Genomic DNA, 25128 nt, shown 5'->3' with positions numbered 1-25128 from the left:
TGCGTCGGAACCACTTACGCCTGGGTGCGGGCCATTCCACGCTCGACCGCTGCGATGAGCTGCGGGCGAAGCTCGGCGGCCGGGACGATGTGGTGCACCGATCCGACTTCCTGAGCGCGCTGGATGTTGTGGATCGCCTCGAACTCCGACGCCACCTCGCCGAGCTTGGCGTTGCGGACGTCCGTCTTGACCTGCGCCAGCTCGACACGCAGGTGCGTGCGCTCCGCGTCGGTCTCGGCGGCGGCGAGACGGGCCTCGATGTCCTTGACGGCCGGGTCGGCTGCGGTGCGGGCGTTGACGTCTCGGGTGAAGACGACCGCTGCCGCCGGAGCTCCACCGAGCACCGAGGCGAACGAGCCCTCGACGGCCAGCACCTCCATGTTGTCGTTCAGCGCTCCGGAGAACACGACGAACGCTCCACCGTGGTAGCGGGACACGACACAGAAGACGACGGGACCGTCGAAGTTGACGATGGCCCTACCGATTTCGGCGCCGTACTCGAGCTGGATGTTGCGCAGCGACTCGGGGGAGCCGTCGAAGCCGGACAGGTTGGCCAGCACGACGATCGGACGGCTGCCGCTGGCGGCGTTGATCGCGCGAGCCGTCTTCTTCGACGAGCTCGGGAACAGCGTGCCCGACGTCCACTGGTCGGGTCCGTCGGCCGGGAACCATCCCTTACGCGGGATGGCCCGCGACTCGATACCGATGACGCTGACCGGAATTCCGGCGAGGTGCGCGTCGAAGACGACCGAGGTGTCGGCGTCGGCCATGTCGGCCCAGCGCTCGAGCACCGAGTGATCCTGGTCGACGACCGCACGCATGACGGTGCGAATGTCGAACGGCTTCTTGCGATCCGGGTTGGTTTCGGACGAGAAGATGTCGCCGACGGTGGTGAAGTCGCTCGACGGATGCACGTGCGGGTAGCTGCGCACGTCGCGGTCGGACGGGTCGGCCGTGACGGCGCGACGCGGGAACCGCTCTCCCGGCAGGACGTAGGCGTGGTCGTAGTGAGCGAACAGAACCTCTACTGCGGCACGGAGATTCGGTGCCCAGTACTGTGCCTGGCCGTTCGGTCCCATGACGCGGTCGTAACCGCCGATGCCGAAGTTGTCCTCGGCCGAGACGCCACCGGAGTAGTCGAGAGACTGCTTGCCGGTCAACACCATTGCGCTGTCCGGGGTCATCACGAGGATGCCCTTCGTGTGCGCCAGCATCGTGGCTTCTGCGTTCCAGTACGGCTGCGCGCCGACGTTGATGCCTGCGACGACGATGTTGATCTCGCCGCCTGCCTGCGTGAACGTGATGATGCGACGCAGACCGCGTGAGACCCAGTCCATGTTCTCGGTACCGGTCGCCATCGAGATGGTGGCACCGGAGGACAGTGCGAACCACTCGACCGGCGCACCGAGCTTCTCGGCCAGGTCGATGGCGGCGACGATGCGCGAGCACTCGGCCTCGGCGACGGTACCGAGCGCCTTGGTCGGGTCACCGAACAGTGCGACGCGAGTGATGCCCTCGGGGTAGCGCTCGGACGGCGTCGTGACGAGGCCGGCGATGATGCCTGCCTTGTTACGGCCGTAGGGGCGATCGACGGCCACGAATGCGCCGCTGTCGTCGAAGTCGTACTCGGTGAACGCGCCCTTCGAACCGGTGAGCAGCGGAATCAGCTCGTACGGGTACACCGTGCCGCGGGCCTGCGAGCGCTGCACCTTCTGCGTGTACTCGTCGAGCGGACGCAGCGGCTCGGTGGGCTTGGCCGTCACCTTCGCGATGACGCCCGCACCCGATCGGTACGAGAAGCGGATGGCCACGTCGCGGACCGGGGCGTCCGGGCCACTCTTGAGGCGCGCGATCATCGTGATCTCTTCCAGGCCTGCACCGATCGTCGACGGCGCGATGTGCCGGGCGATCGTCGCGAGCTTGTCCTCGGGAACCTCGAGCACCGGCCACACGTACAGCGTGATGCGGTTGGCGTCGAGACGCTTCTTGCGTCCTGCCTGAGCACGGCGGATGCCGTCGAGGCACGCGGCGACGGTGCGCTCGATCTCGGGAACCGCGACGACGTCACCGTTCTCGTCGAGTTGTGTTGTGACGCCGCGGATCTCGGCGAGCGCCATGAGACGCTCGTCGGCCGGGTTCTCCTTGGCCTGCAGCTGGAACAGGTAGGTACCCGGTGTCGCGGGCAGACGCTTGCCGTCGAAGTTCTTCAGACGCCACAGGTCGAGACGCTGACCGGTGAGCGGGTGCATGTCGCGGATGACGGTGTCCTCCGCGAGGGGCTGCGACCCTTCGGTGGTCGGGCGACGGAACGTCACGTGGCGAACATCCGTGCCGCACACCGTGATCGTGATGCGACGCCATCCGCTGGTGCGAGGATGTGCCGACAGAACCGAATGAATGGTCGACGAGATCTCGTCGCCGTCCTTCGGTGCGTTCGGCCACGCCAGGTACAGGTCGACGGCCAGGTGCTCGGGCGCAGGCCCGGCGATGTCGTCGATCGCATCGATCGTTCGTGCCAGGTCGTCGAACGCGGTCGCCGTCGAAACCAGCTGCAGCCGTTCGCCGTTCAGCTCGAAGTTGCCGGTGACGAAGTGCTTGCCGTCGCGGTCGAACGCCTTGACGTCCTCGAGGGTGCGAATCTCGTAGTACTGACGCGTGACGACCTCGAGCAGTGCACCCGGATCCGCGACGCGGGTTGCCAGCAGGTCCAGCAACGGCTCCGGCGTCGACACGAGCGCATCGATGCGCGCGGCGTAGTCCGGCGCGTCGGGGTTCTCGGCGAGGTACTGCAGGCTACCGCGGACGCCGTCGTAGACCTGCTCGCGCGACCGTGCGATCTGCGGGGCGTCGAACAGCCGGAATCGCAGGTTGCGGGCGACGTCGCCGATGAGCGGGTAGCGGGCCTGGGTTGCGACGATGAGGCGTTCGAGGACCTCGCCGATGGCCGAGCCTGCCGCGGGCTGCGTCGACGAGTCGGACAGCCAGTGATCGAGCAGCGCGGCGACGACGGGAACCTGATTCTCGATGCGCTGCAGCGCGAGGAAGACACGGTAGACGGCCTCCTCCAGCTCGGGTCCGCGCTCGAGGTCCTCTGCGTCGTAGTGACGTAGCGCGCGAGAGAGCTTGCCGCGGAACGTATCCGGCAGTCCCTGGATGTCCGCATCGAGCGACTGCAGGAACGAGTGGAAGTGCTCGCGAGGCGAGTGGACGCGAGTGTCGGTGTTCTCCTCGTCCATCGTCGGACGGTTACGAGAGAGCTCGCAGATGTCGGCGAACGTGTTGAGCAGAGCCAATTCTGCGTCGACGACCTGACGATCGTCGCGCGGGACCTGGCTGCGCAGCGTCTCGTAGTCGGACAGGAGCGTCCGTGCACGAGATGCGTTGACGTCGAATCCGGTGATGAGAGCGGCCAATTCGTCCAACTGGGCCAGAGCGAGGCAGCTCGCCGTCTCACCCTCGGGGCGAGTCACGGTGCGGAAGTCCACGCGCGCGGTCTGCGACGACGCCTTCTGCTCACCGGCTTCGTCGACGCGCAGCAGCGGGGCGCCGGAGTCGACCTGACCGTTGACGGAGGCGAGGACCTCGCTGACCCGGCCCGCGTACGGCGAGCGAACGGCCGTTTCCATCTTCATGGCTTCGAGCACCACGAGGGTCTGGCCTGCCTCGACCTCGTCGCCGACGGCGACAGGAACGGCGACGACGACCGCTGGCGCGGGTGCGCGCACGAGGCCTGCCTCGTCCTGGCTGATCTGGTGGCTGATGCCGTCGACCTCGACGAGGAAGTGCGCGGCCTGCGCGACGGTCACGACCTGGTAACGACTGTCGCCGACGACGAGGCGGCTCTGGTAGTCACCGAGACGTTCGACGTCGACCTGGAGGTCCCCGCTGTCACCGTCGACGCGGTAGCGGTGCGGGCCGATCTGGCTGACGCCGAGTTTGTAGGCCTGGCCCTGGTAGCTGAGCTCGACCGTGCGGCCGATGGTGTGGCTGGCGCGGGGTCGTCCACCACGGGCGGAGGTCAGGAACGCGGCGCGCTCGCGAGCCTCTTCGGCGTCGTACGCGTCGATCGCGGCGGCGACGATGGCGATGTCGGCTTTCGCGGTCGGGCCCGTCGCGGTTCCGGCGTCGGTGCGGTCGAGCCAACCGGTGTCGGCGGATGCCGTGATGACCTCGTCGCGGTCGAGCAGGCTCAGGAGGAACGACTTGGTCGTCGTGCCACCGTCGATGACGACGGTCGTCTCGCGCAGCGCGGTCCGTAGACGGGCGAGGGCCTCGCTACGATCGCGTCCCCAGGCGATGACCTTGGCGACCATGGAGTCGTAGTCGGGCGGGATGACATCGCCCTGCGCAATGCCGGTGTCGACGCGGATGCCGGATCCGAGCGGGAACTTCAGCAGTTCGACGCTGCCGGGCGCGGGAGCGAATCCGTTGTCGGCGTCCTCGGCGTTGAGGCGAGCTTCGACGGCGTGGCCGAATTCGGGAGGGCAGTCACCTTCGAGGCGCTCGCCGTTCGCCACCAGGATCTGCAGCTTGACCAGGTCGAGGCCGGTGGTGAACTCGGTGATCGGGTGCTCGACCTGCAGGCGGGTGTTGACCTCGAGGAACGTGAAGATCTTCTGCTCGGGCTGGTACAGGTACTCGACGGTGCCTGCACCGGAGTACTCGGCGGCCCGGACCAGTTCCGCGGACACCGCACGCAGGTGGTCGGACTGTTCCTTCGTCAGCAGCGGAGAGCTGGACTCCTCGATGACCTTCTGGTTGCGGCGCTGGATCGAGCAGTCGCGGACGCCGGGAGCCCACACGTTGCCGTGGTTGTCGGCGATGACCTGCACCTCGACGTGGCGGGCATCGGTGACCAGGCGCTCGATGAAGACGACGGGGTCGCCGAAGGATCGCTCGGCTTCACCCTGGGTGCGCTCGAGAGCCAGTTCGAGCTCGTCCTCGTGGAAGACCTTGCGGATACCGCGACCGCCGCCACCGCTGCGTGCCTTGATGATGAGCGGGTAGCCGATCGCCTGCGCGTGACGCCGGGCATCGGCGCGAGTGGAGACGGGACCACCGGACCACGGTGCGACGGGGACGCCGACCTTCTCGGCGAGCAGCTTGGCCTCGACCTTGTCACCGAGCAGGCGCATCGCGCTCGCGGACGGGCCGATGAACGTGATGTTCAGTCGGGAGACGATGTCCGCGAACGCGGGGTCCTCGGCGACGAATCCCCAGCCGACCCACACCGCATCGGCACGCGATTCGACGAGTGCAGCTTCCAGAACCTCGTAGTCGAGGTACGCCGACCCGGAGGCGGGTTTGTTCAGTGTCACAGCTTCGTCGGCCTGACGGACGAACATTGCCCGTCGTTCGGCCTCGGTGTGGAGGGCGACCGTCCGGATGCCGTAGTCGTACTCGGCGTTGAGTTCCTTGACGGCTCTGATCAGGCGTACGGCCGCTTCGCCTCTGTTGACTACTGCTATCCGCTTGAACAACGTGTCTCTCTTCGTCAGGTGGTGGATGTCGTCGGTCGAGGGTCGACCGCCAGCGGGAGGGAATCGAATCGTCGGCGCGTGCGCGGGCAAGAGACGCCGGCAAGTCTGCGAGGGCGGATCACCACCCGTTGCAGGCCCCCCGACAACCGTCTTCTTCGCTCGTGCCGTCCATCCGATTCTGATTTCTCCCCGCCCCGCGAAATCTTCAGGCGCTGGCTGAACGAGAACTGATTCTAGCGGCTCGGCAGTGTTTTTCCATGTCAACTACTTTCGGGCAAACTGTGATTGATATCGCTTCCTTCAAAGGTCAACCAACACAGTGTTTTTCACGGAGTTGCCGCGAAAAACTTGTGAAAAGACCCTGGGGTCTTGACGGGATACTGACGAGTAGCGTTGTTGGAATTGACATTTCGCGCTCACGGTCATGTCTTTACTTACCCGTCGGTACGTTACCGATCGGTACCGGTGTGCTGTCGGAGGCTCGTCAGGACGTGCGGTCTGCTGTTTGCGGCAAGGATCGACTTCGGGTATCTTCCGCGATCTTTCAGGCGACGCGTTCCGAGATGACGGACGCGCGCACGTGTGTTCTTATGCCTGTTCGAAAGACGTTGTGCATCACGGTGATCGATCGCTGCGTATCCGCTCGGCCGTCGGTGAGCATTCCGGACCTGTCGACTGTGGCTGCTGACCGTCGAAAGCGGACGCGTTTTGTGAAATCCCACGACAAAGAAGACCGATGGTTCGGAGATCGTGAAGAAACGCGTCGTGCCGACTAGTCTGTTCCGAGCGTGCAAGCTCCGTCCCTGTTCGAGAACGGCCGTTTCGAAGAGTTCAGAGGTTTTCACTGTGTCGACCGCACCGGTTCCAGGCCCCGAGCCTTCTCGTGCCAGCCCCGAGCCTTCTCGTGTCAGCCCCGAGCCCTCTCGGGACCATGCAGGTGGCGACGCCCCGGCCGGCGACGTTCGAGACAGAGTGTTGCGGTTGCTGCGGTTCCTCCGCGAAACAGTGGTGGCGCGAACCGAGCCGATACTGCACTTCGAGGGTCATCTGCGGACTCGCTGGTTGCACGACGGTGCGGTCGTCCCCACGGTCGACGCATCGGTCGAATCGGGCGGCGTGCTGTTACGCGTGCGCCCTGTGGAGGTCACCGACCCGCCCGTAGTCCCGGAGATCCTCATCGGTTCCATCGATCCGTCGATGATCGAGGACAGCCGGTACCGCGCACTCGAACTGACCGACACTGCGATGCCGTCGACACCCGGCGACGACGCGGATTCCGACGCGGATTTCGACGTGCGGCGGGCGTACGAGATTCGCACCGCATTCTCTGCATATTCGGCCCGATGGCGAAAGTGGGCCGAGGTCGACCGCGTCGCGCGTCCGAAAGCGTCGCTGTACGAAAGCCTGCAGCTGATGATGCACGAGCTGTCGTCGCGACCGGAGTCGGTCGAACTGGTCGTCGCATCGGGCCTGCTGACACTGGCGTCGGCCGAGTCGGGTGCGAATGTCTGCACCCACCTGATCGCGCAGGCAGCGACGGTCGAACGGGACGTGCGCACCGGAGATCTACTGGTCAAGCTGCCGTCGAACGGTCGGCCGCGGCTCGAGGACACCCAGCTTCTCGCCGGACGGCCGGGTTTCGACGCGTCCAGGTCCACGGATCTGCAGCAAATTCTCACCGCCCGCGTCGCGTCGCCCGTGTCCGCCGAGATCGTTCCGTTTCTGTCGGAGTGGGCCGAGGCGACGCTCGCGTTTCCGGTCGACGTGCGGCCGGACCTCGACAGGCCGTCGACGTTCGCGACCGCGGATCGAGCGAGTCTGACGGTCTCGCCTGCACTCGTTCTCCGCAAGCGTGATTCGTTCGCGCTGCGTGACTACTACGAGCAGATGATCGCCGATCTCGAAAGGTCCGACGACGGCGTGCCGCTCGGCCTCGCTCAGCTGGTCGAACCCATCGAGCCCGCAGATCGGCTGGCATGGTTGTCGCGCAGCTCGAACAGCAGGGGCGTCCCTGCAAGTTCCGCTCCCGGGTCGGGTGACGCCGCGTCGATCGCCGAGGATCCGCTGTTTCCGCTGCCCGCCAACGCCGAACAGTCACAGATCGTTCGACGTCTCGGCCTCGACAGCGGGGTGGTCGTCGAAGGGCCGCCCGGGACGGGCAAGACGCACACCATTGCCAACCTGCTGTCCGCATTGCTCGCGCGTGGGCAGCGCGTACTGGTGACGAGCGAGAAGTCCCAGGCGTTGCGCGTGTTGAGGGACAAGCTGCCACCCGAACTGCAAGAACTGTGCGTGGCAATCACGGATCTGTCCCGTGGCGGTGCGGAGGAGCTCAGCCGAAGCGTGTCTCGGATCGCCGACCGCAAGGCGTCGTACAACGAGGTCGACGAGTCGGAGAAGATCGCATCGCTGCGTGCCCGGCGCGACGAGGCAGTGGCGAGGCGTGCGGCCCTGCTGCAGTCGGTGTCCGAACTGCGTGACGCCGAAACCGTCGTGCACCCGTTCGTCTCCGACGGGTTCGACGGCACGGCGGCGGCCGTCGTCCGCAAGATGGTCCTGACGCAGGAGGCGCACGAATGGCTGCCCGGCCCGCTGTTCACGGATCGGCCGCCGTTGACCGGCACCGAGGTCGAGAATCTCCGCACTCTCATCGCGACAGCCCCGGACGGGCGCACGCGTCGAGCTCGCCAGTCACTGCCTCGCCTCGACACGGTTCTGCCCAACTCGGCCGAGCTGCGGTCGCTGTGCCAACGCGCGAACGCGCACGTGGCCACGGGTTCCGAGCAATCGACGCACCTTGTCGAGTTCCTCGGCGGGGTCGATCCGGCTGCTGCGTTCGAGATCAGGCGCCTCTGTGAGGAATTGGACGCGCGCGTGCGAGAGGTGTCCGAACTCGACGCCGTCTATCGGCAACTGACCGATTCGGTGTTGTCCGGTGAGTCGGCCCACCTGTGGTCGCGGGTCAGTGGCATCGTCTCGATGGTCGACACCGCCGCGCGGGCCGATCGTTTCGTCGGAGCCCACGACGTGCAGTGTTCGACGACCACCACCGCGGCGTTGCACGCGATGGAATCCCTTGCCGTGGCGCTCGAATCGGGAATCGAATGGAAGTCCCGGTTCCGCAGGAGCGCGCAACAGAAGGCCGTCGAAGAACTGGGAATCACGGCCTCCGTCGACGGTCTGCCGCCGACGACTGCTCTTGCGGCACGTCTTGTCGCCGAACACATTCGAGCGCTGCACATCGTTGCGACTGCCGCCGTCCTGCTGGCGGATCTGCGAATCTCGGTGTCCACGGAGGGTTCTCGTTCGAGACAGGTCAACGACCTCGGGCTCGTCACCAGTCAACTGACGCGCGTCTCCGGTGTGCTGCATGCTCGAGACGCCCTCGTCGAGCGGTTGTACGCGGTGTCGCCGTCGGCGCCGTGGATCAAGAGCCTCGACGACGCGTCGGCCTTCGCCGGTTCTGCTGGGGCCATCGCGACGCGCATCGATGCCGACGTGGCCCGCGCGGAGCTCGATCGAGCAATGTATTCGCTTGCGACACAGATCGATTCCGGACCCTCACCGGAAGGGACGGCTCTGGTTTCGGCGTTGGGCGACGCGGACGAGGACGCCGTCGCAGCGGCCGTCGTCGCCTACAACGCGGCATGCCTGGAGCAGGAGGATCAGCAGAAGCAGGACGAGCTCGCAGCCACGCTGTCCGAGGCGGCGCCCGCACTGTACGAACTCGTCGTCGACACGGCAGGCAATTCGGACTGGGACGAACTCAGCTGGCAGATGTCGAAGGCGTGGGCGTGGCGACGGGCTCGCGAATGGGTGACCGAGCAACACGAGGCCGGTCTGGAGCTGAAGCTCGAAGCGGAACTGAACGCCGCCGACGCCGATCTGAGCTACCTCACCGGCCGGCTTGCGGCCGCGATGGCCTGGCGGGACTGCCTCGAACGCATGACTGCCGTGGAAGTGCGTGCGCTGCAAACGTATCGAGAACACGTCTCCGCGATCGGAACGGGTGCGGGCCGCTACGCCGAGACCTTCCGAAGTGCCGCGCGGTCGGCGATGGGCGACGCGCAGACCGCGGTACCCGCATGGGTGATGCCGCTGCAGCAGGTCCTGGCGTCGATCCCTCCCATTCGGAACAGCTTCGACGTCGTCATCGTCGACGAAGCGAGCCAGGCCGACATCGCCAGCCTGTTCCTGCTCTACCTCGCGCCGCGGGTCATCGTCGTCGGCGACGACCGGCAATGCGCACCTGCCGACGTGCCGCAGTCAGGGACGCTCGAGGACGTCTTCACTCGTCTCGACGCGTACCTACCGGACCTTCCCGAACATGTACGTGCGACGCTCACGCCACGGTCGAGTCTGTTCTCGATGCTGCGGACGCGCTTCGGACAGGTCGTCCGACTGCGAGAGCATTTCCGTTCGATGCCCGAGATCATCAACTGGTCGTCGCAGCAGTTCTACGGCGACTCCCCACTCGTTCCGGTGCGGCAGTTCGGTGCGGATCGACTTCCACCGCTGCGTCATACCTTCGTGCCCGATGCCGAGGCCGTCGGGTCGGGGACGTCTCTCGTCAACCGAACCGAAGCGCTCGCCATCGTCGGCCAGATCGTGAAATGTCTCGCGGATCCGGTGTACGACGGCATGACGTTCGGCGTCGTCGTTCTGCAGGGCACGTCCCAGGTCGACGAGATCAGGAACGAACTGATCAAACGAATCGGCATCGAACAGTGGGAGGACCGGCGTCTGCGCATCGGCACACCACCGGACTTCCAGGGCGACGAGCGCAACGTGGTCATGCTGTCGATGGTCGTCGCGCCGACGCAGAATTTCGTGGCGCTGACGGCGAATCAGTACAAGCGACGGTTCAACGTGGCTGCGTCGCGCGCCAAGGACCAGCTGTGGCTTTTCCATTCGGTGACGGTGGACCGTCTCAAGCGAGCGGACCTGCGCAACTCGTTGCTCGGCTACATGGCGTCGGCGTCCCCGGCGCCCGCCGATCCGATGCCGGAGGGCGTCACCGCCGACACGCGTCGTTCCGAATTCGACACGATCTTCGAGCAGCAGGTGTTCGTCGAACTCCGTGATCGCGGGTTCCACGTCAACCCGGGTGTCGTCGTCAACAATCGACGTATCGACCTCGTCGTGACCGGGCGGTCCGCACGACTCGCCGTCGAGTGCGACGGCGACGTCGTGGTGACGACTCCGGAACGTCGATCGGCCGACCTGCAACGCGAGCAGGAACTCAAGCGGTGCGGGTGGACGTTCTGGCGGGTGCGGGAGTCCGAGTACTGGCTCGACCCGGAGGCCGCGATGAGCAGCCTGTGGACCACGTTGGCGTCACTGGGCATCGAACCGAACACCGTCTCGATCGACGCTGCCACCCCGGCCTCGGACTGGTCACCCGTCGATCTCGATCCTCCGCAGGACGAACTGTTCGGTGACGTGCCGCTGCCGAATCGCCGCCCGTCGGTAGGCGAGATACGGGCCGAGGCGTGGAACGGGTGGCTCGGGGCCGGAAACCCTGCACCAGCACGGGGCGCCGACGTCAGCCCCGAGATGTGGACCGTACCGTCGGAATCGAACGGGTCGAAAGAATTGCCGGTGAACGGTTTCCACGATGGGGGAACCGACAGACGCCCGTGATTGGCGCGCGGTGGCGGTGGGTACCGTGGAACTTCAGTGCCGTCCGTCGTCGAAGGAGCTGTTCATGTCACGAGTCGTGGTATTCGGAGGTCATGGGAAGGTGGCGCTTCGAGCGGCGCCGCTCCTCGTGGGGGCCGGTCACGAGGTCGGGGCCATCGTGCGGAACCCGGATCACGTCGGTGACGTAGCCGACGCGGGTGCGACGCCCATCGTCGCCGACATCGAGTACCTGGACGTCGCCAAGATCGCAGCGCTGATCGAGGGATACGACGTCGTCGTCTGGTCTGCCGGTGCAGGAGGCGGCGATTCGAAGCGGACGTACGCGGTGGATCGTGACGCTGCCATTCGGTCGATGGACGCTGCAGGGCGTGCGGGTATTTCGCGCTACGTCATGGTGTCCTACTTCGGCGCAGGTCTCGATCACGGTGTGGATTCGGGGAATTCGTTCCACGCATACGCGCAGGCGAAAGCGGAGGCGGACGACTACCTGAAGTCGACCTCGCTCGACTGGACCATTCTCGGACCGAGCGCGCTGACCCTCGACCAGGGCACCGGGCTGATCGACACGAAAGACGCCGGGGCGACAGGCGGTTCCGTCACTCGCGACGACGTCGCTGCCGCCGTGGTCGCTGCGATCGCAAGCCCAGGAACCATCGGCCGGTTCATCGAGTTCGACAACGGCTCGACCCCGATCGCCGAAGCGTTGGGTTGAGCCGCCCCGACCCCAGAAGTCGATCGCTAGGCTTGCATCTCCTCGAGCTCCATGCCCTTCGTCTCGGGGATCTTGGATTTCACGAAGAAGAACGACACCGCAGCCATCACCGCGAAGAAGCCGTAGATCACCCACAGGCCGACTGCCTGCGTCAGCGGCGGAAAGGCCAGCGTCACAGCGAAATTCGCGGTCCAGTTGGCCGCGGTACCGATGCCGAGGGCAACAGCGCGCATCCGGTTCGGGAACATCTCGCCGAGCAGAACCCACATGATCGGACCCCAGGTGGCGGCGAAGAAGATGACGAACAGATTCGCACCGACGAGCGCGATGGCTCCCCACGGGCTGGGGAGTGACACGTCGTCGCCGCTGCCGATCTGCTGCGAGAACGCGACGGCGGCCATGAGCAGACCGACGAACATTCCGGTGGATCCGGCGAGCAGCAGCTTGCGTCGACCGATGCGGTCGACGAACAGTATGGCGACGAACGTCATCGTCACGTTGATGATCGACGTGATCACGGACGTCACGAACGACTGGTCCTCGGTGAACCCGACCGACTTCCACAGCGTCGTCGAGTAGTAGAAGATCGCGTTGATGCCGACGAACTGCTGCAGCACGGCCATGATGATGCCGACCCAGACGATCGGTTGGAGCCCGAACCGCGGACCGCGAATGTCCCTGATGGACGACCGTTCTTCCTTGCGCAGCGTCAGTCGGATCTCGTGGACACGCTCGTCGGGATGCAGCTCACCGGTGATGTTGGCGAGGATCTCGGCGGCCTCCTTGTCGAGGTGCTTGCCGACGAGGAACCGGGGCGATTCGGGAATGGTGACGGCCAACAGACCGTAGACCAGCGCGGGAACGACGCCGACGAGGAACATCCACCGCCACGCCTCCAGCCCCCACCACAGATCGTTCGACGCACCGTCCGCGGCGCCCTGGAGCAACGCGTCGGACAGAAGGGCCGCGAAGATACCGACGGTGATCGCGAGCTGCTGCAGCGAGGCGAGGCTGCCGCGCCATTTCGCCGGCGCGATCTCCGAGATGTACGCGGGAGCGATGACGGATGCGATGCCGATCCCGAGGCCACCGAGAATGCGCCACAGCATCAGGTCGGGGACGCTGAACGCCAGGCCGGACCCGAGCGACGATATCGTGAACAGCGCCGATCCGAGGACCATCACCTTCTTGCGTCCCCAGCGATCGGCGAGCGAGCCGGCGAACCATGCGCCGACGGCACATCCCACGAGTGCGATGGCGACGACGAAGCCTGTGGTGAACGATCCGAGCGAGAATCGTCCTTCGATGGCGTCGACAGCACCGTTGATGACCGAGCTGTCGAAGCCGAACAGGAAACCACCGACCGCTGCGGCCACACTGACACCGATGACCTTGGCATTGTGGTTGCCCGTAGCGGGTCGGGTCGGCTGCTCTGACATGGGGACGCACTCCTTCCCGGTCGGGAAGCTCAGCGCTCTCGGCCGCGACGAAACATGCGCGACGGATTCGGCGCGCCGACTGTCTTATGCCCGATGGTTCGCCGTGCGAAACACCGCTGTCAGGACGGAAACGGCGCGGTCATTCGAGTCGAAACGCCGAATCGGACACCGTGAAGCCGTGGCCCACCTGATCTCGGCACGAGACCCCGGTCTTCTCGTCGACGCGGCACGACAGGCCGTTTGACTCTCCGCTGCCCGGGACGGCCAGAGTCTCGCCGTAGGCAAGTGCGCGTGCGGTGCCGTCGAACCGATGGAAGCGCGGATCTCCCGAGCTGAGGAATCGTGCGGGTGAGCCCGCCGTGAGTTCGACGGTGTTCGGTGCGACGGTCGATCCCGGTGCGCCGCTGCCCTCCACGCGCGGTGCCGTCGGTGGGAAGTCGCCGTGACAGCCTGCGACCGACGTCTCGGTGACGACGATCGCGCACTCGAACTTGCCGCTGGGGCTGGTGAAGAAGTAGAAGCCGGGTTGCCCCTCGTATTCGGAGGCATCGGCGGTCGGCGGGGCTTTCGACGTGGTGGTCGGGGTGGTCGACGACGTGGTCGTGGTGGTCGGTGCCTGCGTCGTCGTGACCGGTGGTGTCGACGGTGCCGTGGTTCGAATCACCGACGGTGGATTCGTGTCGACGGTGGCGAGCGGGGCCGTCGCGCTGCCATCGACGCTGGAGGTGCATCCGGCGAGGACCAGCAGAAACAGGGCTGCGGTGGAACGACCGAGTACCCGGCGTCGATACATCGTCACAGCTTAGACAAGTCGTCACGTCTCACGAAGTTGGTACGTTGGCGAGCATCGGTCGAAAGGGGAGGTGTCATGATCGAGGTCGAAACCACAGGTGGGACGACGCGGTCGGTCGACACTGCGTACGGGGAGGCCATCGGGTACCGCGACGGCGACGTCTTCGCGTGGAAAGGCATTCCGTACGCGGCCGCTCCCGAGGGGAACTTCCGTTTTCGGGCACCACGCCCCCCGCAGCCGTGGACCGAACCACGCGAGTGCCGTTCGTTCGGTGCGATCGCACCCCAGAGTCGGAACGGCCCGGTTCCCATCGACCAGGCCATCCCGATGTCCGAGGACTGCCTGTCCTTGAACATCTGGGCCCCCGAGCCGGATGGCACACCGCGACCGGTCATGGTGTGGATTCACGGTGGCGCGTACTCGATCGGCTCGTCGGCGCAGAGCGTGTACGACGGCAGAAATCTCGCCGAACTGGGCGATCTCGTCGTCGTCACGATCAACTATCGGCTTGGCGCGTTCGGATTCCTCGACCTGTCGTCGTTCACGACCGAGGATGCGGTGTTCGAGACCAATCTCGGACTGCGGGATCAAATTGCCGCGCTCGAATGGGTGCAGCAGTGCATCGCCGCGTTCGGCGGAGACCCGGAACAGGTCACGGTGTTCGGCGAATCGTCCGGCGGCGCGTCGATCACGACGCTGATGACGTCGCCGAAGGCGGACGGCCTGTTCTCGCAGGCCATCGTGCAGAGCGCGCCCTCTACGTCGGTGTACGGCCCCGAACGCGCCGCCGTCGTTGCGTCCCGGTTCCTCGAGCTGATCGACGTCACCCCGGATCGCATCGACGAGCTGTTGTCGATGGACTTCAAGAAGCTCGTCGCAGCGGGGGACACTCTCTGTTACGAGATTCCGACGCGATCGCCCGGCACCCTGGGGCTCGCACCCGTCGTCGACGGCGATGTCGTTCCTCGCTATCCGGTGGCTGCCTTCCAGAAGGGCCACGCTCACCGAATTCCGTTGATCATCGGCACCAATCACGACGAAGCCTCGATCTTCCGGTTGATGAAGTCACCGTTGATGCCGGTCACGTCCGACACGGTCTCCGAGATGTTCCGTGCCATCGCCAACGACCATGCCGATCTCCCTGCGTTTCGCGTCGCCGAGATCATGTCCGCCTATCCCGACAGATCCAAACCTGCCGGGGCACTGGCGATGTCGCGAGATGCCGGGTTCCGCATGCCGAGCCTGTGGATCGCCGACGCGCACAGCCGCCACGCTCCGGTCTGGGTGTACCGCTTCGATCATGCGACCCCGATGCTGAGAGCTGCGCGCATCGGGGCCGGACATGCCACCGAATTGCCGTACGTCTTCGGTAATTTCGGGACCCTCAACCGCGATCCGACGTTCTGGCTCGGTGGCCGGAAGTCGGCGACGGCGGTGTCGGCGCGAATCATGAAGCGGTGGGTCGCGTTCGCGCGTCACGGAGTGCCCGCCACGCTCGACGGAGCCAAGCATTGGGCGCCGTACACCGAACCCAGGTGGTCGACGCTGGTGATCGACTCGCAGGACCAGCTCGTCGACGACCCGGACAGCGCCATGCGAGCCGCATGGGGCGACAAGGTTCTCGGCTTCAGCTGAGCTCTTCCGAAACTCGCGGTTAGCTGTCGGTGGTTCGGGTTACGTTCAGAGCGTGCTGTTCACACGAATCGTCGACACGTCCGTGGCAGTGGGTGCAACGCGGTCGCGCAAGGCGAAGACCGAGGCATTGCAGACGCTGCTGGCCGATCTCCGACCCGACGAGGTCGAGACCGTCGTCGCGTGGCTGTCCGGTGAGATGACGCAGGGCCGCATCGGTATCGGCTGGCGCACACTGTCGGACATCGAGGCCGATCCCGTCGAGCAGCCGGTGCTCACGATCGACGAGGTCGACGACGCGTTCGGTGCGGTGGCGTCGACCTCGGGTTCCGGTTCGACGAAACGACGCCGAGACCTGCTCGCAGAATTGTTCGGCCGGTCCACCCGGGGCGAGCGGGACTTCCTCGTCCGATTGATGACGGGCGAACTGCGCCAGGGCGCACTGGAAGGCGTCATGACCGACGCCATCGCGAAGGCTGCAGGGTTGCCGCTCGAACCCGTCCGACGCGCGTTCATGCTGTCCGGGCGTCTTTCGGTGACGGCAACCGCCGCGTTGTCGGGCGGCGAGCAGGCGCTCGCCGAGTTCGTCCTGACGGTCGGCAGGCCGATTCGCCCGATGCTCGCGTCGCCCGCCGAAACGCTGGCGGGGGCGTGGACCGAGTTCGGCGGCGATGTGAGCGTCGAATACAAACTCGACGGCGCCCGAATCCAGGTGCACCGATCAGGCGACGAGGTGCACGTCTACACACGGACGCTGCGGGAGATCACGTCCGGCGTCCCGGAACTCGTCGAGCTGATTCGTCAATTGCCCTGTACCAGTGTGGTTCTCGACGGAGAGACGCTGGCGCTGACGGACAGCGGGCGACCGAGGCCGTTCCAGGAGACGATGAGCAGATTCGGGGCCGACAGCGCACACGACCTCCTGCTGCATCCGTATTTCTTCGACTGCATCCACCTCGATGGCGTCGACCTGCTCGACGAGCCCCTCGAGCGAAGGCTCGACGCCCTGGACCGCGTCGCGCCGCAGCATCGGATACCGGCACTGCTTCGCCCCGACGCAGACTCTGCCGCAGCGCATTTCGACGCAGCCCTCGACGCAGGACACGAGGGTGTCATGGTGAAGGCCTTGTCCTCGTCGTACGCGGCCGGCAGGCGCGGCAGAACCTGGCAGAAGGTCAAACCCGAGCACACACTCGACCTCGTCGTCCTCGGTGCGGAGTGGGGGTACGGCAGGCGGACGGGCTGGCTGTCGAACCTTCACCTCGGTGCGCGGGACCCCGACGGTGGCCCGCCGATCATGGTCGGCAAGACGTTCAAGGGTCTCACCGACGCGTTGCTGCAGTGGCAGACCGACGAGTTTCCGAAGCACGAACGCAGCCGCGACGACCACACCGTGTACCTCGAACCCGACCTGATCGTCGAGATCGAGCTCGACGGTGTTCAGGTCAGCACGCGCTATCCCGGCGGCGTCGCGCTCAGGTTCGCGCGGGTGTTGCGCTACCGGCCCGACAAGACGCACGCCGAAGCCGACACGATCGAGGCCGTCAGGGCGCTGTTGCCGACGCAGAGCCGCTAGTTACAGAGCTGAAACCAACCGGGCCATGTTGTAACACGATTGCACCGACACGCATCCCGCCGAGTGTTTATGTTGAGGAGGCCAGCCAGCCGAGGATGGAGTGACGCATATGTCGACGGTTCGAGCGGCCTTGGTCCAGACCACCTGGACAGGCGACAAAGAAACGATGATCAAGGCGCACGAGGACTACGCCAGAAGCGCCGCCGAGCAGGGCGCGAAGGTCATCTGTTTTCAGGAATTGTTCTACGGCCCGTACTTCTGTCAGTTGCAGGATGCATCGTTCTACGACTACGCCGAATCCGTACCCGGTCCGACGGTGGACAGATTCGCCGCGCTGGCAGAAGAACTCGGCATCGTCATGATCCTGCCGGTGTACGAGCAGGAGATGCCCGGCGTTCTGTACAACACCGCTGCCGTCGTCGACGCCGACGGCCGATACCTCGGCAAGTATCGCAAGCACCACATTCCGCACGTACACGGCTTCTGGGAGAAGTTCTACTTCCGCCCGGGCAATGTCGGGTGGCCGGTCTTCGACACCGCGGTCGGTCGCGTCGGCGTCTACATCTGCTACGACCGGCATTTCCCCGAAGGATGGCGCGCCCTCGGCCTGGCAGGCGCGGAGATCGTGTTCAACCCGTCGGCGACGTCTCGTGGTCTGTCGAACTACCTGTGGAAGCTGGAGCAGCCTGCCTCCGCGGTCGCCAACGAGTATTACGTCGGTGCCATCAATCGCGTCGGCGTCGAAGCCGATTTCGGCGACGACGACTTCTACGGCACCAGCTATTTCGTCGACCCCGAGGGCGCGTTCGTCGGAGAGGTCGCGTCGGACACCGAGCCCGAACTCCTCGTCCGTGACCTCGACATGGATCTGATCAAGGTCGTGCGTGACCGCTGGGCTTTCTACCGCGATCGCAGACCCGACGCCTACACGCCCCTGGTGGAGCCATGACGACCTTCGTCCACGGCGGCACCGTCGTGTCCCCGACGGGGGCGCAGCTACTCGACGTCCTGATCGACGGCGAGACGATAGTGGCTGTGCTGCAACCCGGTTCGACCGCGTTGGGCGCCGATCTGACGCAGTCGGCCGACGTCGTAATCGACGCCTCGGGAAAGTACGTGCTTCCCGGAGGGGTCGACGGCCACACTCACATGGAGATGCCGTTCGGCGGGACGTTCGCGTCGGACACGTTCGAGACGGGAACGCGAGCCGCCGCGTGGGGAGGCACGACGACCATCGTCGACTTCGCGATTCAGACTCCGGGACAACGGGTTCAGGACACATTGGCGCAGTGGCACGACAAGGCTGCCGGATCGTGTGCCATCGACTACGGCTTCCATCAGATCGTCGGCGACGTCGACAGCGATTCGCTGAAAGCCATGAGCGAACTCGTCGCCGAGGGTGTCACGAGCTTCAAACTGTTCATGGCGTACCCCGGTGTCTTCTACTCCGACGACGGCAAGATCCTGCGCGCGATGCAGGCCGCAGCCGACACCGGTGCACTGCTGATGATGCACGCGGAGAACGGAATTGCGATCGACGTGCTGATCGAGCAGTCGGTGGCGCGGGGCGACACGGCGCCGTACTTCCACGGAACCAGCAGGCCATGGCAGCTGGAGGAGGAAGCCACCCACCGCGCGATCATGCTGGCGAACGTGACCGGTGCGCCGCTCTACGTCGTGCACGTCTCGGCGAAGCAGGCGCTGGAACAGATTGCGCACGCACGAGGCAACGGACAGAACGTGTTCGGTGAAACGTGCCCTCAGTATCTGTACCTGTCACTCGAAGAGCAGTTGGGCGCACCGGGTTTCGACGGGGCGAAGTGGGTGTGCTCGACGCCACTGCGGTCTCGCGCCGAGGGGCATCAGGACGAACTGTGGCGCTATCTGCGCACCGGAGACGTCTCGACGGTCAGTACCGACCACTGCCCGTTCTGCATGAAGGACCAGAAGGAACTCGGTCTCGGCGACTTCTCGAAGATTCCCAACGGAATCGGATCCGTCGAGCACCGCATGGATCTGATGTACCAGGGCGTCGTGAGCGGAAAAATCGGTCTCGAGAAATGGGTCGAGGTGTGCTGTACGACGCCGGCGCGCATGTTCGGCATGTACCCGAAGAAGGGCATCGTCTCACCGGGCGCCGACGCCGACCTCGTGATCTACGACCCCGACGGGCACACGAGCATCGGACTCGGAAAGACCCACCACATGAACATGGACTACTCGGCCTACGAGGGTTTCGAGATCGACGGGCACGTCGACACCGTCATCTCGCGGGGCAGGGTGATCGTCGACCACGGCGACTACCTCGGCCGCCCAGGGCATGGGCGGTTCGTCAAGCGGTCACTGGCACAGAATCTGTTGTGAGACATGGACATCGGGGTTGTTCTGCAATGCACGCCACCGGCGTCGAGCGTCATCGACCTCGCGTGTCGCGCCGAGAGGTACGGCTTCTCGCATGTGTGGACGTTCGACTCGCATCTGCTGTGGCAGGAGCCGTACGTCATCCACAGTCGGATCCTCGCGGAAACCCGTCACGTGATGGTCGGTCCCATGGTTACCAACCCCGCAACCCGCGACTGGACCGTCACAGCGTCGACGTTCGCGACGCTCAACGAGATGTTCGGCAACCGGACGATCTGCGGAATCGGCCGCGGTGACTCGGCCGTCCGAACCCTCGGGGAGAAGCCGACGACGCTCGCGACCCTGCGCGAGGCGGTCCGTGTGATTCGAGAATTGGCCAACGGACGGTCCGTCTCCCTGGGGGACACGACGGTCCAGTTACCGTGGGCGCAGGAATCGACGCTCGATATCTGGGTGGCCGCGTACGGCCCGAAAGCGCTCGCCCTGACCGGGGAGATCGCCGACGGCTACATACTGCAGCTCGCGGACCCGGACATCGCATCGTGGATGATCGGTCGCGTACGTGCTGCCGCCGAGTCGGCCGGGCGGGACCCGTCGGCGATCTCGTTCTGCGTCGCCGCACCCGCGTACGTGACCGACGGCAGCGCCGACGCCCTGGCCCATGCCCGCGACCAGGTTCGGTGGTTCGGCGGAATGGTCGGCAATCATGTCGCCGACATCGTCGCGCGGTACGGACACCACGGCGGTGTGCCCGACGCACTCACCGACTACATCGACGCGCGCACCGGCTACGACTACAGCGAGCACGGCAGGGCAGGCAACACGCACGCGGAGTTCGTGCCCGATTCGGTGATCGACCGGTTCTGTGTGCTCGGCAGTCCGGCCGATCATCTCGCGAGGCTGAAGGAGCTGAGCACGCTCGGCGTCGATCAGTTCGCCGTTTATCTGCAGCACGACGCCAAGGCCGCGACGCTGGAGGCCTACGGGGAGGCGGTAATCCCCCTCGTGCGTGCGAATGTATAGCCCGCTATACATTCGCGCGCACGTGCGACGAAGTCGCCTACAAGACCGCCCCAGGATTCAGGATGCCGTCCGGATCGAGGGCTGTCTTGATGCGCTGCGTCAGCTGCATGACGTCGTCGCCCACCTGATCGGGGAGCCACGCTTTCTTCAGCCGACCGACGCCGTGTTCGCCGGTGATCGTGCCGCCCAACGAAATGGCCAGATCCATGATGGCGCCGAACGCGACGTTCGCTCGACGCTCCATGTCGGAATCGGACGGGTCGAACACGATGAGCGGGTGCGTGTTTCCGTCACCCGCGTGCGCGATGACGGCGACCAGAACGTCGTACTTTTCGGAGATTCGTTCGATCCCCTCGACGAGATCCGGCAGCGCGGGTAACGGAACGCCGACGTCCTCGAGCAGTAGGCTGCCGAGTCGTTCGACGGCCGGGATAGCGAAACGTCGTGCAGCAGCGAATGCTTCGCCTTCCTCGGGGTCGTCGGTGGTGAAGACGTCCGCTGCGCCAGCCGCAGTGCACGCGTCGGCCATGATCTCGATTTCGCGCGCACGGTCGGCGCCGGGGGAGTCCGACCGTGCGATCAACATCGCCTGCGCGTCACGGTCGAGGCCCATGTTCATCGCGTCCTCGACGGCGCCGATCGACGCGCGGTCCATGAACTCGAGCATCGCCGGACGCAGTGACCGGGTGATCGCGAGGATGGCCGTCGTCGCATCCCGCACCGACGAGAACGAGGCGACGACGGTGCTCGCCGGTGGCTGCGCCGGAATGAGCCGCACCGTGACCTCGGTGATGATGCCGAGCGTGCCCTCGCTGCCGATGAACAGTTTCGTGAGTGACAGTCCCGCAACGTCTTTCAGTCGCGGGCCGCCGAGTCTGACCGCGGTCCCGTCGGCCAGCACCACTTCGAGTCCGAGCACGTAATCGGTCGTCACGCCGTACTTGACGCAGCACAGGCCGCCCGCGTTGGTGGCCGCGTTGCCGCCGATCGAACACATCTCGAACGACGACGGATCGGGCGGATACCAGAGTCCGTGTTCGGCAGCGGCCTTCTTGACCTCCGCGTTCAGCAGACCGGGCTGCACGACGGCGACGCGTGTCACCGGGTCGATGCTGATGTCGCGCATGAGTTCGGTCGTCAGCACGATGCCGCCGTCGACAGCCGTTGCGCCACCGGACAATCCGGATCCGGCACCTCGCGGTACGACGGGAATGCGGTGCGCGCTCGCCCATTTCATGACGCTCTGCACGTCCGAGGTGGAACGCGCACGCACCACGGCGAGCGGTGTTCCCGCATCCGGATCCTTGGCCCAGTCCTGGCGGTAGCGTTCCGTCACGTCCGGGTCGACGAGGACGGCCCCGTCCGTCAGCAGGTCCTGCAGCTCGATGAGGGCCGCGTCGAAAGAGTTGCTCATGTGAAGAAACACTATGGGCCGACGCGGCGTCGCGTCACTGGTTTCGCTGCAACGTCAGTTCGGCGAGCCGAGTGGCGGCCGCGCACGGGTCGCCCGCGCCGCTGCGGTACTGCACCCACCAGGTGATCGTTCCCGAGTACGCGGCGGTGATGCCACACGACGCCGCATCGCCGGGTCGCCTGGACAGGAACGCGGTGGCACCGGCCACCGACACGTCTTCGACGGCGTATCCGATCTCCTGCGACAGAGTCCTCTCGCGTCCGAGCGAATTGGTCTCGAACCACGCGAACGTCACGTCGACTGCTCCCGCGGGCCCGGATCCGTCCCACATGCAGACCGCCCCGAAGAAGTACTGGTAGACCCCGTCCGCCTGTACGGTCTCGGCGATCTTGTCGTCCGGGACGGCGGTGCATTCCTGGAGAAGCTTCGCGAAGTCGGCATCGGCGTCGCCTGCATACCCCTCCGCCGTCGGCGTTCCGGTGACGGTCGTGCTGCAGCCGGCGAGCAGTGCGACGGCCGACACCGCCGCTGCGAGTGCACGTCTCCTACTTCGCATTGGCGACCACCGCTCGCGCCAGGTCGCCGACGATGTCGCAGATCTCGCGCGTCGGCGTCGCGTACACGTAGTTCACGGACCAGTGGATGAACCCGTCGCCGGACTCCACGCCGACCTCGCACGAGTAGTCGTCGGCTCGCGCGCTGAATCCGGGATGTCCCTCGATGTCGAAGGCGCGTATCTCGCGTCCGATCCGTCCCGCCACGGTCCGTTCGCGAGCGATGGGACTGCCCCGATACCACGTGAACATCGCGTACGCCCCGCTGTCGGAGGCCTCGAAGCGGCAGCGAATTCCGTTCTTGGACACCGCGGCGAGGCCGGGCACCCCGGTGATGTCGACGACCTGCTCGTCGGTCACGGAACCGCATTCGCCGACGAAGAGTTCCTCGCTGACGGGCGCGGGTGCCCGAGTTGTCGTGGCCGTCGGGGAGGGGTCGTCGGCCGAGTGTCCGCATCCGGCTGCGGCCAGCGCCAGGACGCTCAGGCCGATGCGAATTCCAGGCTTCCCCACGAGCAGTGACCCTACCGAGTCGAGAATGAATTCGCCCGGTTCCCACAGTGCGGAGCAAGTCCCAATAGTCACACCCGTCACTTCTGTTACCCGATCGATGCGTGCGCGACACGGAATCGTGCGGCTGCGGGGTCTAGCGTCCCAGCCAGTGGACTTGAAGGAGGCCCAACATGATGAATCCACACAGCACGTCGTGGGATTACGTGGCCGCGATGTTCTCGTACGAATTCCAAGGCGGCGGAATCGATTACGACACCCTCGAAACGCTGCACCGCGGTGACGTCCATGAGTGGGTCGAGGCGTTGGAACATTCGGGGTTGTTCGACGGACCCACGATCGCCGACGCGAAAGCTCGATGGAAGCATCGCCCTCGGCTCCTGCTCGACATCCTGCTGCTCGACGCGGACGAGATGACCAGGAAGCGCTGCGACATGGCGTGGTCCTCGCTCGACCGCCTCGCGCCGTTCGCGCAGTCGGGCTAGATCCGTTCCTGCCGGTCGCCGTCGACCACCAGCACCTGGTCGTCGTCGAGGGTGACGAACGGAGTTCCGTCGCGGCGGTAGCGCTCCACCATCGTCGCACCGGAATTCGTGTCGTCGAGAATCGATCCGTAGTGCGGGATCAGGGACGTCTCGACGAAGCCGAGGCCGTCCCAGATCACGTCGCCGCCGGTAGTCGGGTGCACGTCGGCGGGATCGTCGGCAGTCTCGATGCCCCGCAACGACGTCGACGCGACGCACGCGCCCGCGCTGTAACCGCCGTAGACGAGCCGGCCGTCACGGACGCGTCGTGCAATTTCGTTCTCGGTGCCCGACAGGGCGAGGCGAGAGCGCAGCACGAAGGTGTTGCCGCCACGGACCCATACGACACCGACCGAATCGAGCATGGCGGCAATGGCTTTCGTGCTTCCGCGTAGGTCCAGCTCCTCGGGCTCGAATCCGAGTTCGCGCAGGCTGCGAAATTCGCTCGTCACCGCCGACGCGCGGGCCGCGTCCGGCCAGCTGTCGCACGCGTTCGCGATCACCGCGATGCGTCCTGGTGTGCCCGTCATGTCGACGAACGTGTCCGGGTGCGCGCCGAATCGGTACGACGCCAGAAACAACTTCACGCGTCGTTCTCTTCGCTGAGACGTCGAAGACCCGTCCGAATCGCGTCCGCGGTCTCCTCCGGCCGACGCGAACGCCGTGTCACGAATCCTGTCGCGAACCGGAGTTTGTCTCCCGTCCACCGTGGGACGACGTGCAGATGCGTGTGAAACACGGTCTGAAACGCGGCCTTGCCGTCGTTGACGACGAGGTTCGCGCCGTCGGCACGAAGGTCGGATCTGCGCATCGCGCGAGAAAGCTGTTGCCCGGCCGCGAACACGGACGCGCCCAGCGACGGCTCCAGGTCGTCGAGGTCGGACGCATGTGTCTTCGGCACCACCAACACGTGGCCGCGCGCGATCGGGCGGATGTCCAGAAAGGCGAGCACCGAGTCGGTCTCCAGAACTCGCGTTGCGGGGGCGTCACCCGACACGATGCAGCAGAACACGCAGTTGTCCACGGCCAACACTGTAGGTGCACACCCTGGCTTATGATGTCGATCACACAACCCCGTCGAGCTGCACGTCACGCCGTTTCGGATTCGATTCAGACCGCTAAATGCTGTGGCGTGGGTTACCTGAGGGCTGCCTACTCTGGCTATCATCAGTCTCCTCGTGCCTTGACGCTGGGCGCCGCCTGTTCGCCGCACGGTTACCCCCGTTCGCCGAACCGCAGGCACCATTCACTTTTTTACGGAAGTCGGAGAATTGGATACATCGCACAGCACAGAGAACGGGACGAGCGGCCATGTGACGACGCGCGTCGGCGTCGTCCGCGAGTCGGGTGACGGCGAGCGTCGTGTGGCGCTGGTTCCGAAGGTCGTGTCCTCGCTGGTGAACAAGGGTGTACACGTCGTCGTCGAGTCGGGCGCTGGTGTACAGGCCCTGATTCCGGACGAGTTGT

16 protein-coding genes and 1 pseudogene are annotated in these 25128 nt (G+C 65.7%); 9 read left to right on the top strand and 8 right to left on the bottom strand.

The window, feature by feature from the left end:
* Nucleotides 1-14: 14 nt before the first annotated feature.
* On the bottom strand, nucleotides 15-5480 hold the full coding sequence (locus HQ354_RS09115; protein WP_167676326.1) for a carboxyl transferase domain-containing protein: 5466 nt from the start codon (nucleotides 5478-5480) through the stop codon (nucleotides 15-17).
* A 972-nt stretch (nucleotides 5481-6452) separates the two neighbouring features.
* Between HQ354_RS09115 and HQ354_RS09110 the strand changes: the two genes are divergently transcribed.
* A complete protein-coding gene (locus HQ354_RS09110; protein WP_167676372.1) occupies nucleotides 6453-11123 on the top strand; it encodes an AAA domain-containing protein in 4671 nt (1556 codons plus the stop codon).
* Between the two features lie 64 nt (nucleotides 11124-11187).
* Nucleotides 11188-11835 carry an SDR family oxidoreductase gene (locus HQ354_RS09105; RefSeq protein WP_167676324.1) on the top strand — a complete coding sequence of 216 codons (648 nt, stop codon included), beginning with the start codon at nucleotides 11188-11190 and terminating at the stop codon, nucleotides 11833-11835.
* A 26-nt stretch (nucleotides 11836-11861) separates the two neighbouring features.
* Here HQ354_RS09105 and HQ354_RS09100 read toward each other — a convergent pair whose 3' ends face one another.
* Together HQ354_RS09100 and HQ354_RS09095 are read right to left on the bottom strand one after the other, a co-directional pair.
* Nucleotides 11862-13274 (bottom strand): sugar porter family MFS transporter, encoded by a 1413-nt coding sequence (locus tag HQ354_RS09100; RefSeq protein WP_068427019.1) that lies wholly within the window; start codon nucleotides 13272-13274, stop codon nucleotides 11862-11864.
* Between the two features lie 139 nt (nucleotides 13275-13413).
* Entirely contained in the window at nucleotides 13414-14067 is a 654-nt protein-coding gene (locus tag HQ354_RS09095; RefSeq protein WP_206030755.1) for a hypothetical protein, read from the bottom strand.
* Nucleotides 14068-14142: 75 nt separating this feature from the next.
* Between HQ354_RS09095 and HQ354_RS09090 the strand changes: the two genes are divergently transcribed.
* From HQ354_RS09090 to HQ354_RS09070, 5 genes are all read left to right on the top strand, one after another.
* Nucleotides 14143-15702, top strand: a complete 1560-nt coding sequence (locus tag HQ354_RS09090; RefSeq protein ID WP_222635195.1) for a carboxylesterase/lipase family protein — start codon at nucleotides 14143-14145, stop codon at nucleotides 15700-15702.
* Between the two features lie 52 nt (nucleotides 15703-15754).
* Nucleotides 15755-17275 (top strand): ATP-dependent DNA ligase, encoded by a 1521-nt coding sequence (locus tag HQ354_RS09085; RefSeq protein WP_222635196.1) that lies wholly within the window; start codon nucleotides 15755-15757, stop codon nucleotides 17273-17275.
* Between the two features lie 109 nt (nucleotides 17276-17384).
* On the top strand, nucleotides 17385-18224 hold the full coding sequence (locus tag HQ354_RS09080; RefSeq protein WP_167676318.1) for a nitrilase-related carbon-nitrogen hydrolase: 840 nt from the start codon (nucleotides 17385-17387) through the stop codon (nucleotides 18222-18224).
* Nucleotides 18221-19639 (top strand): dihydropyrimidinase, encoded by a 1419-nt coding sequence (hydA, locus tag HQ354_RS09075; protein WP_222635197.1) that lies wholly within the window; start codon nucleotides 18221-18223, stop codon nucleotides 19637-19639. The genes HQ354_RS09080 and hydA overlap by 4 nt, the downstream gene beginning before the upstream one ends.
* Before the next feature lie 3 nt (nucleotides 19640-19642).
* Complete coding sequence (locus tag HQ354_RS09070) at nucleotides 19643-20659, top strand: TIGR03842 family LLM class F420-dependent oxidoreductase (protein WP_222635198.1); 1017 nt, start codon at nucleotides 19643-19645, stop codon at nucleotides 20657-20659.
* 37 nt (nucleotides 20660-20696) lie between these two features.
* Here HQ354_RS09070 and HQ354_RS09065 read toward each other — a convergent pair whose 3' ends face one another.
* From HQ354_RS09065 to HQ354_RS09055, 3 genes are read right to left on the bottom strand one after another with little or no spacing between them, the layout of a single operon-like run.
* Nucleotides 20697-22073: an FAD-binding oxidoreductase gene (locus HQ354_RS09065; protein ID WP_222635199.1), complete on the bottom strand. Its 1377-nt coding sequence runs from the start codon at nucleotides 22071-22073 to the stop codon at nucleotides 20697-20699.
* A 34-nt stretch (nucleotides 22074-22107) separates the two neighbouring features.
* On the bottom strand, nucleotides 22108-22629 hold the full coding sequence (locus tag HQ354_RS09060) for a DUF3558 domain-containing protein (RefSeq protein WP_068427004.1): 522 nt from the start codon (nucleotides 22627-22629) through the stop codon (nucleotides 22108-22110).
* On the bottom strand, nucleotides 22619-23140 hold the full coding sequence (locus tag HQ354_RS09055) for a DUF3558 domain-containing protein (protein WP_254303529.1): 522 nt from the start codon (nucleotides 23138-23140) through the stop codon (nucleotides 22619-22621). The genes HQ354_RS09060 and HQ354_RS09055 overlap by 11 nt, the downstream gene beginning before the upstream one ends.
* Nucleotides 23141-23310: 170 nt before the next feature.
* Between HQ354_RS09055 and HQ354_RS09050 the strand changes: the two genes are divergently transcribed.
* Entirely contained in the window at nucleotides 23311-23622 is a 312-nt protein-coding gene (locus HQ354_RS09050; protein ID WP_068427002.1) for a hypothetical protein, read from the top strand.
* On the opposite strand, the gene HQ354_RS09045 is transcribed toward HQ354_RS09050, so the two are convergent.
* Together HQ354_RS09045 and HQ354_RS09040 are read right to left on the bottom strand one after the other, a co-directional pair.
* Nucleotides 23619-24248 carry a Type 1 glutamine amidotransferase-like domain-containing protein gene (locus tag HQ354_RS09045; protein ID WP_222635200.1) on the bottom strand — a complete coding sequence of 210 codons (630 nt, stop codon included), beginning with the start codon at nucleotides 24246-24248 and terminating at the stop codon, nucleotides 23619-23621. The two genes, HQ354_RS09050 and HQ354_RS09045, sit on opposite strands and share 4 nt — an antisense overlap.
* Nucleotides 24245-24685: an HIT family protein gene (locus tag HQ354_RS09040; RefSeq protein WP_068427084.1), complete on the bottom strand. Its 441-nt coding sequence runs from the start codon at nucleotides 24683-24685 to the stop codon at nucleotides 24245-24247. The genes HQ354_RS09045 and HQ354_RS09040 overlap by 4 nt, the downstream gene beginning before the upstream one ends.
* A 289-nt stretch (nucleotides 24686-24974) precedes the next feature.
* Here HQ354_RS09040 and HQ354_RS09035 point away from each other — a divergent pair.
* Nucleotides 24975-25128, top strand: a pseudogene (locus tag HQ354_RS09035) (NAD(P)(+) transhydrogenase (Re/Si-specific) subunit alpha); the annotation flags it as partial.

The sequence above is a fragment of the Rhodococcus sp. BP-261 genome (genome assembly GCF_019835205.1).
Lineage (GTDB): Bacteria > Actinomycetota > Actinomycetes > Mycobacteriales > Mycobacteriaceae > Rhodococcoides > Rhodococcoides kyotonensis_B.
Note: the sequence above shows the minus strand (reverse complement) of the source record. Positions and strands in the feature narration are given on the sequence as shown.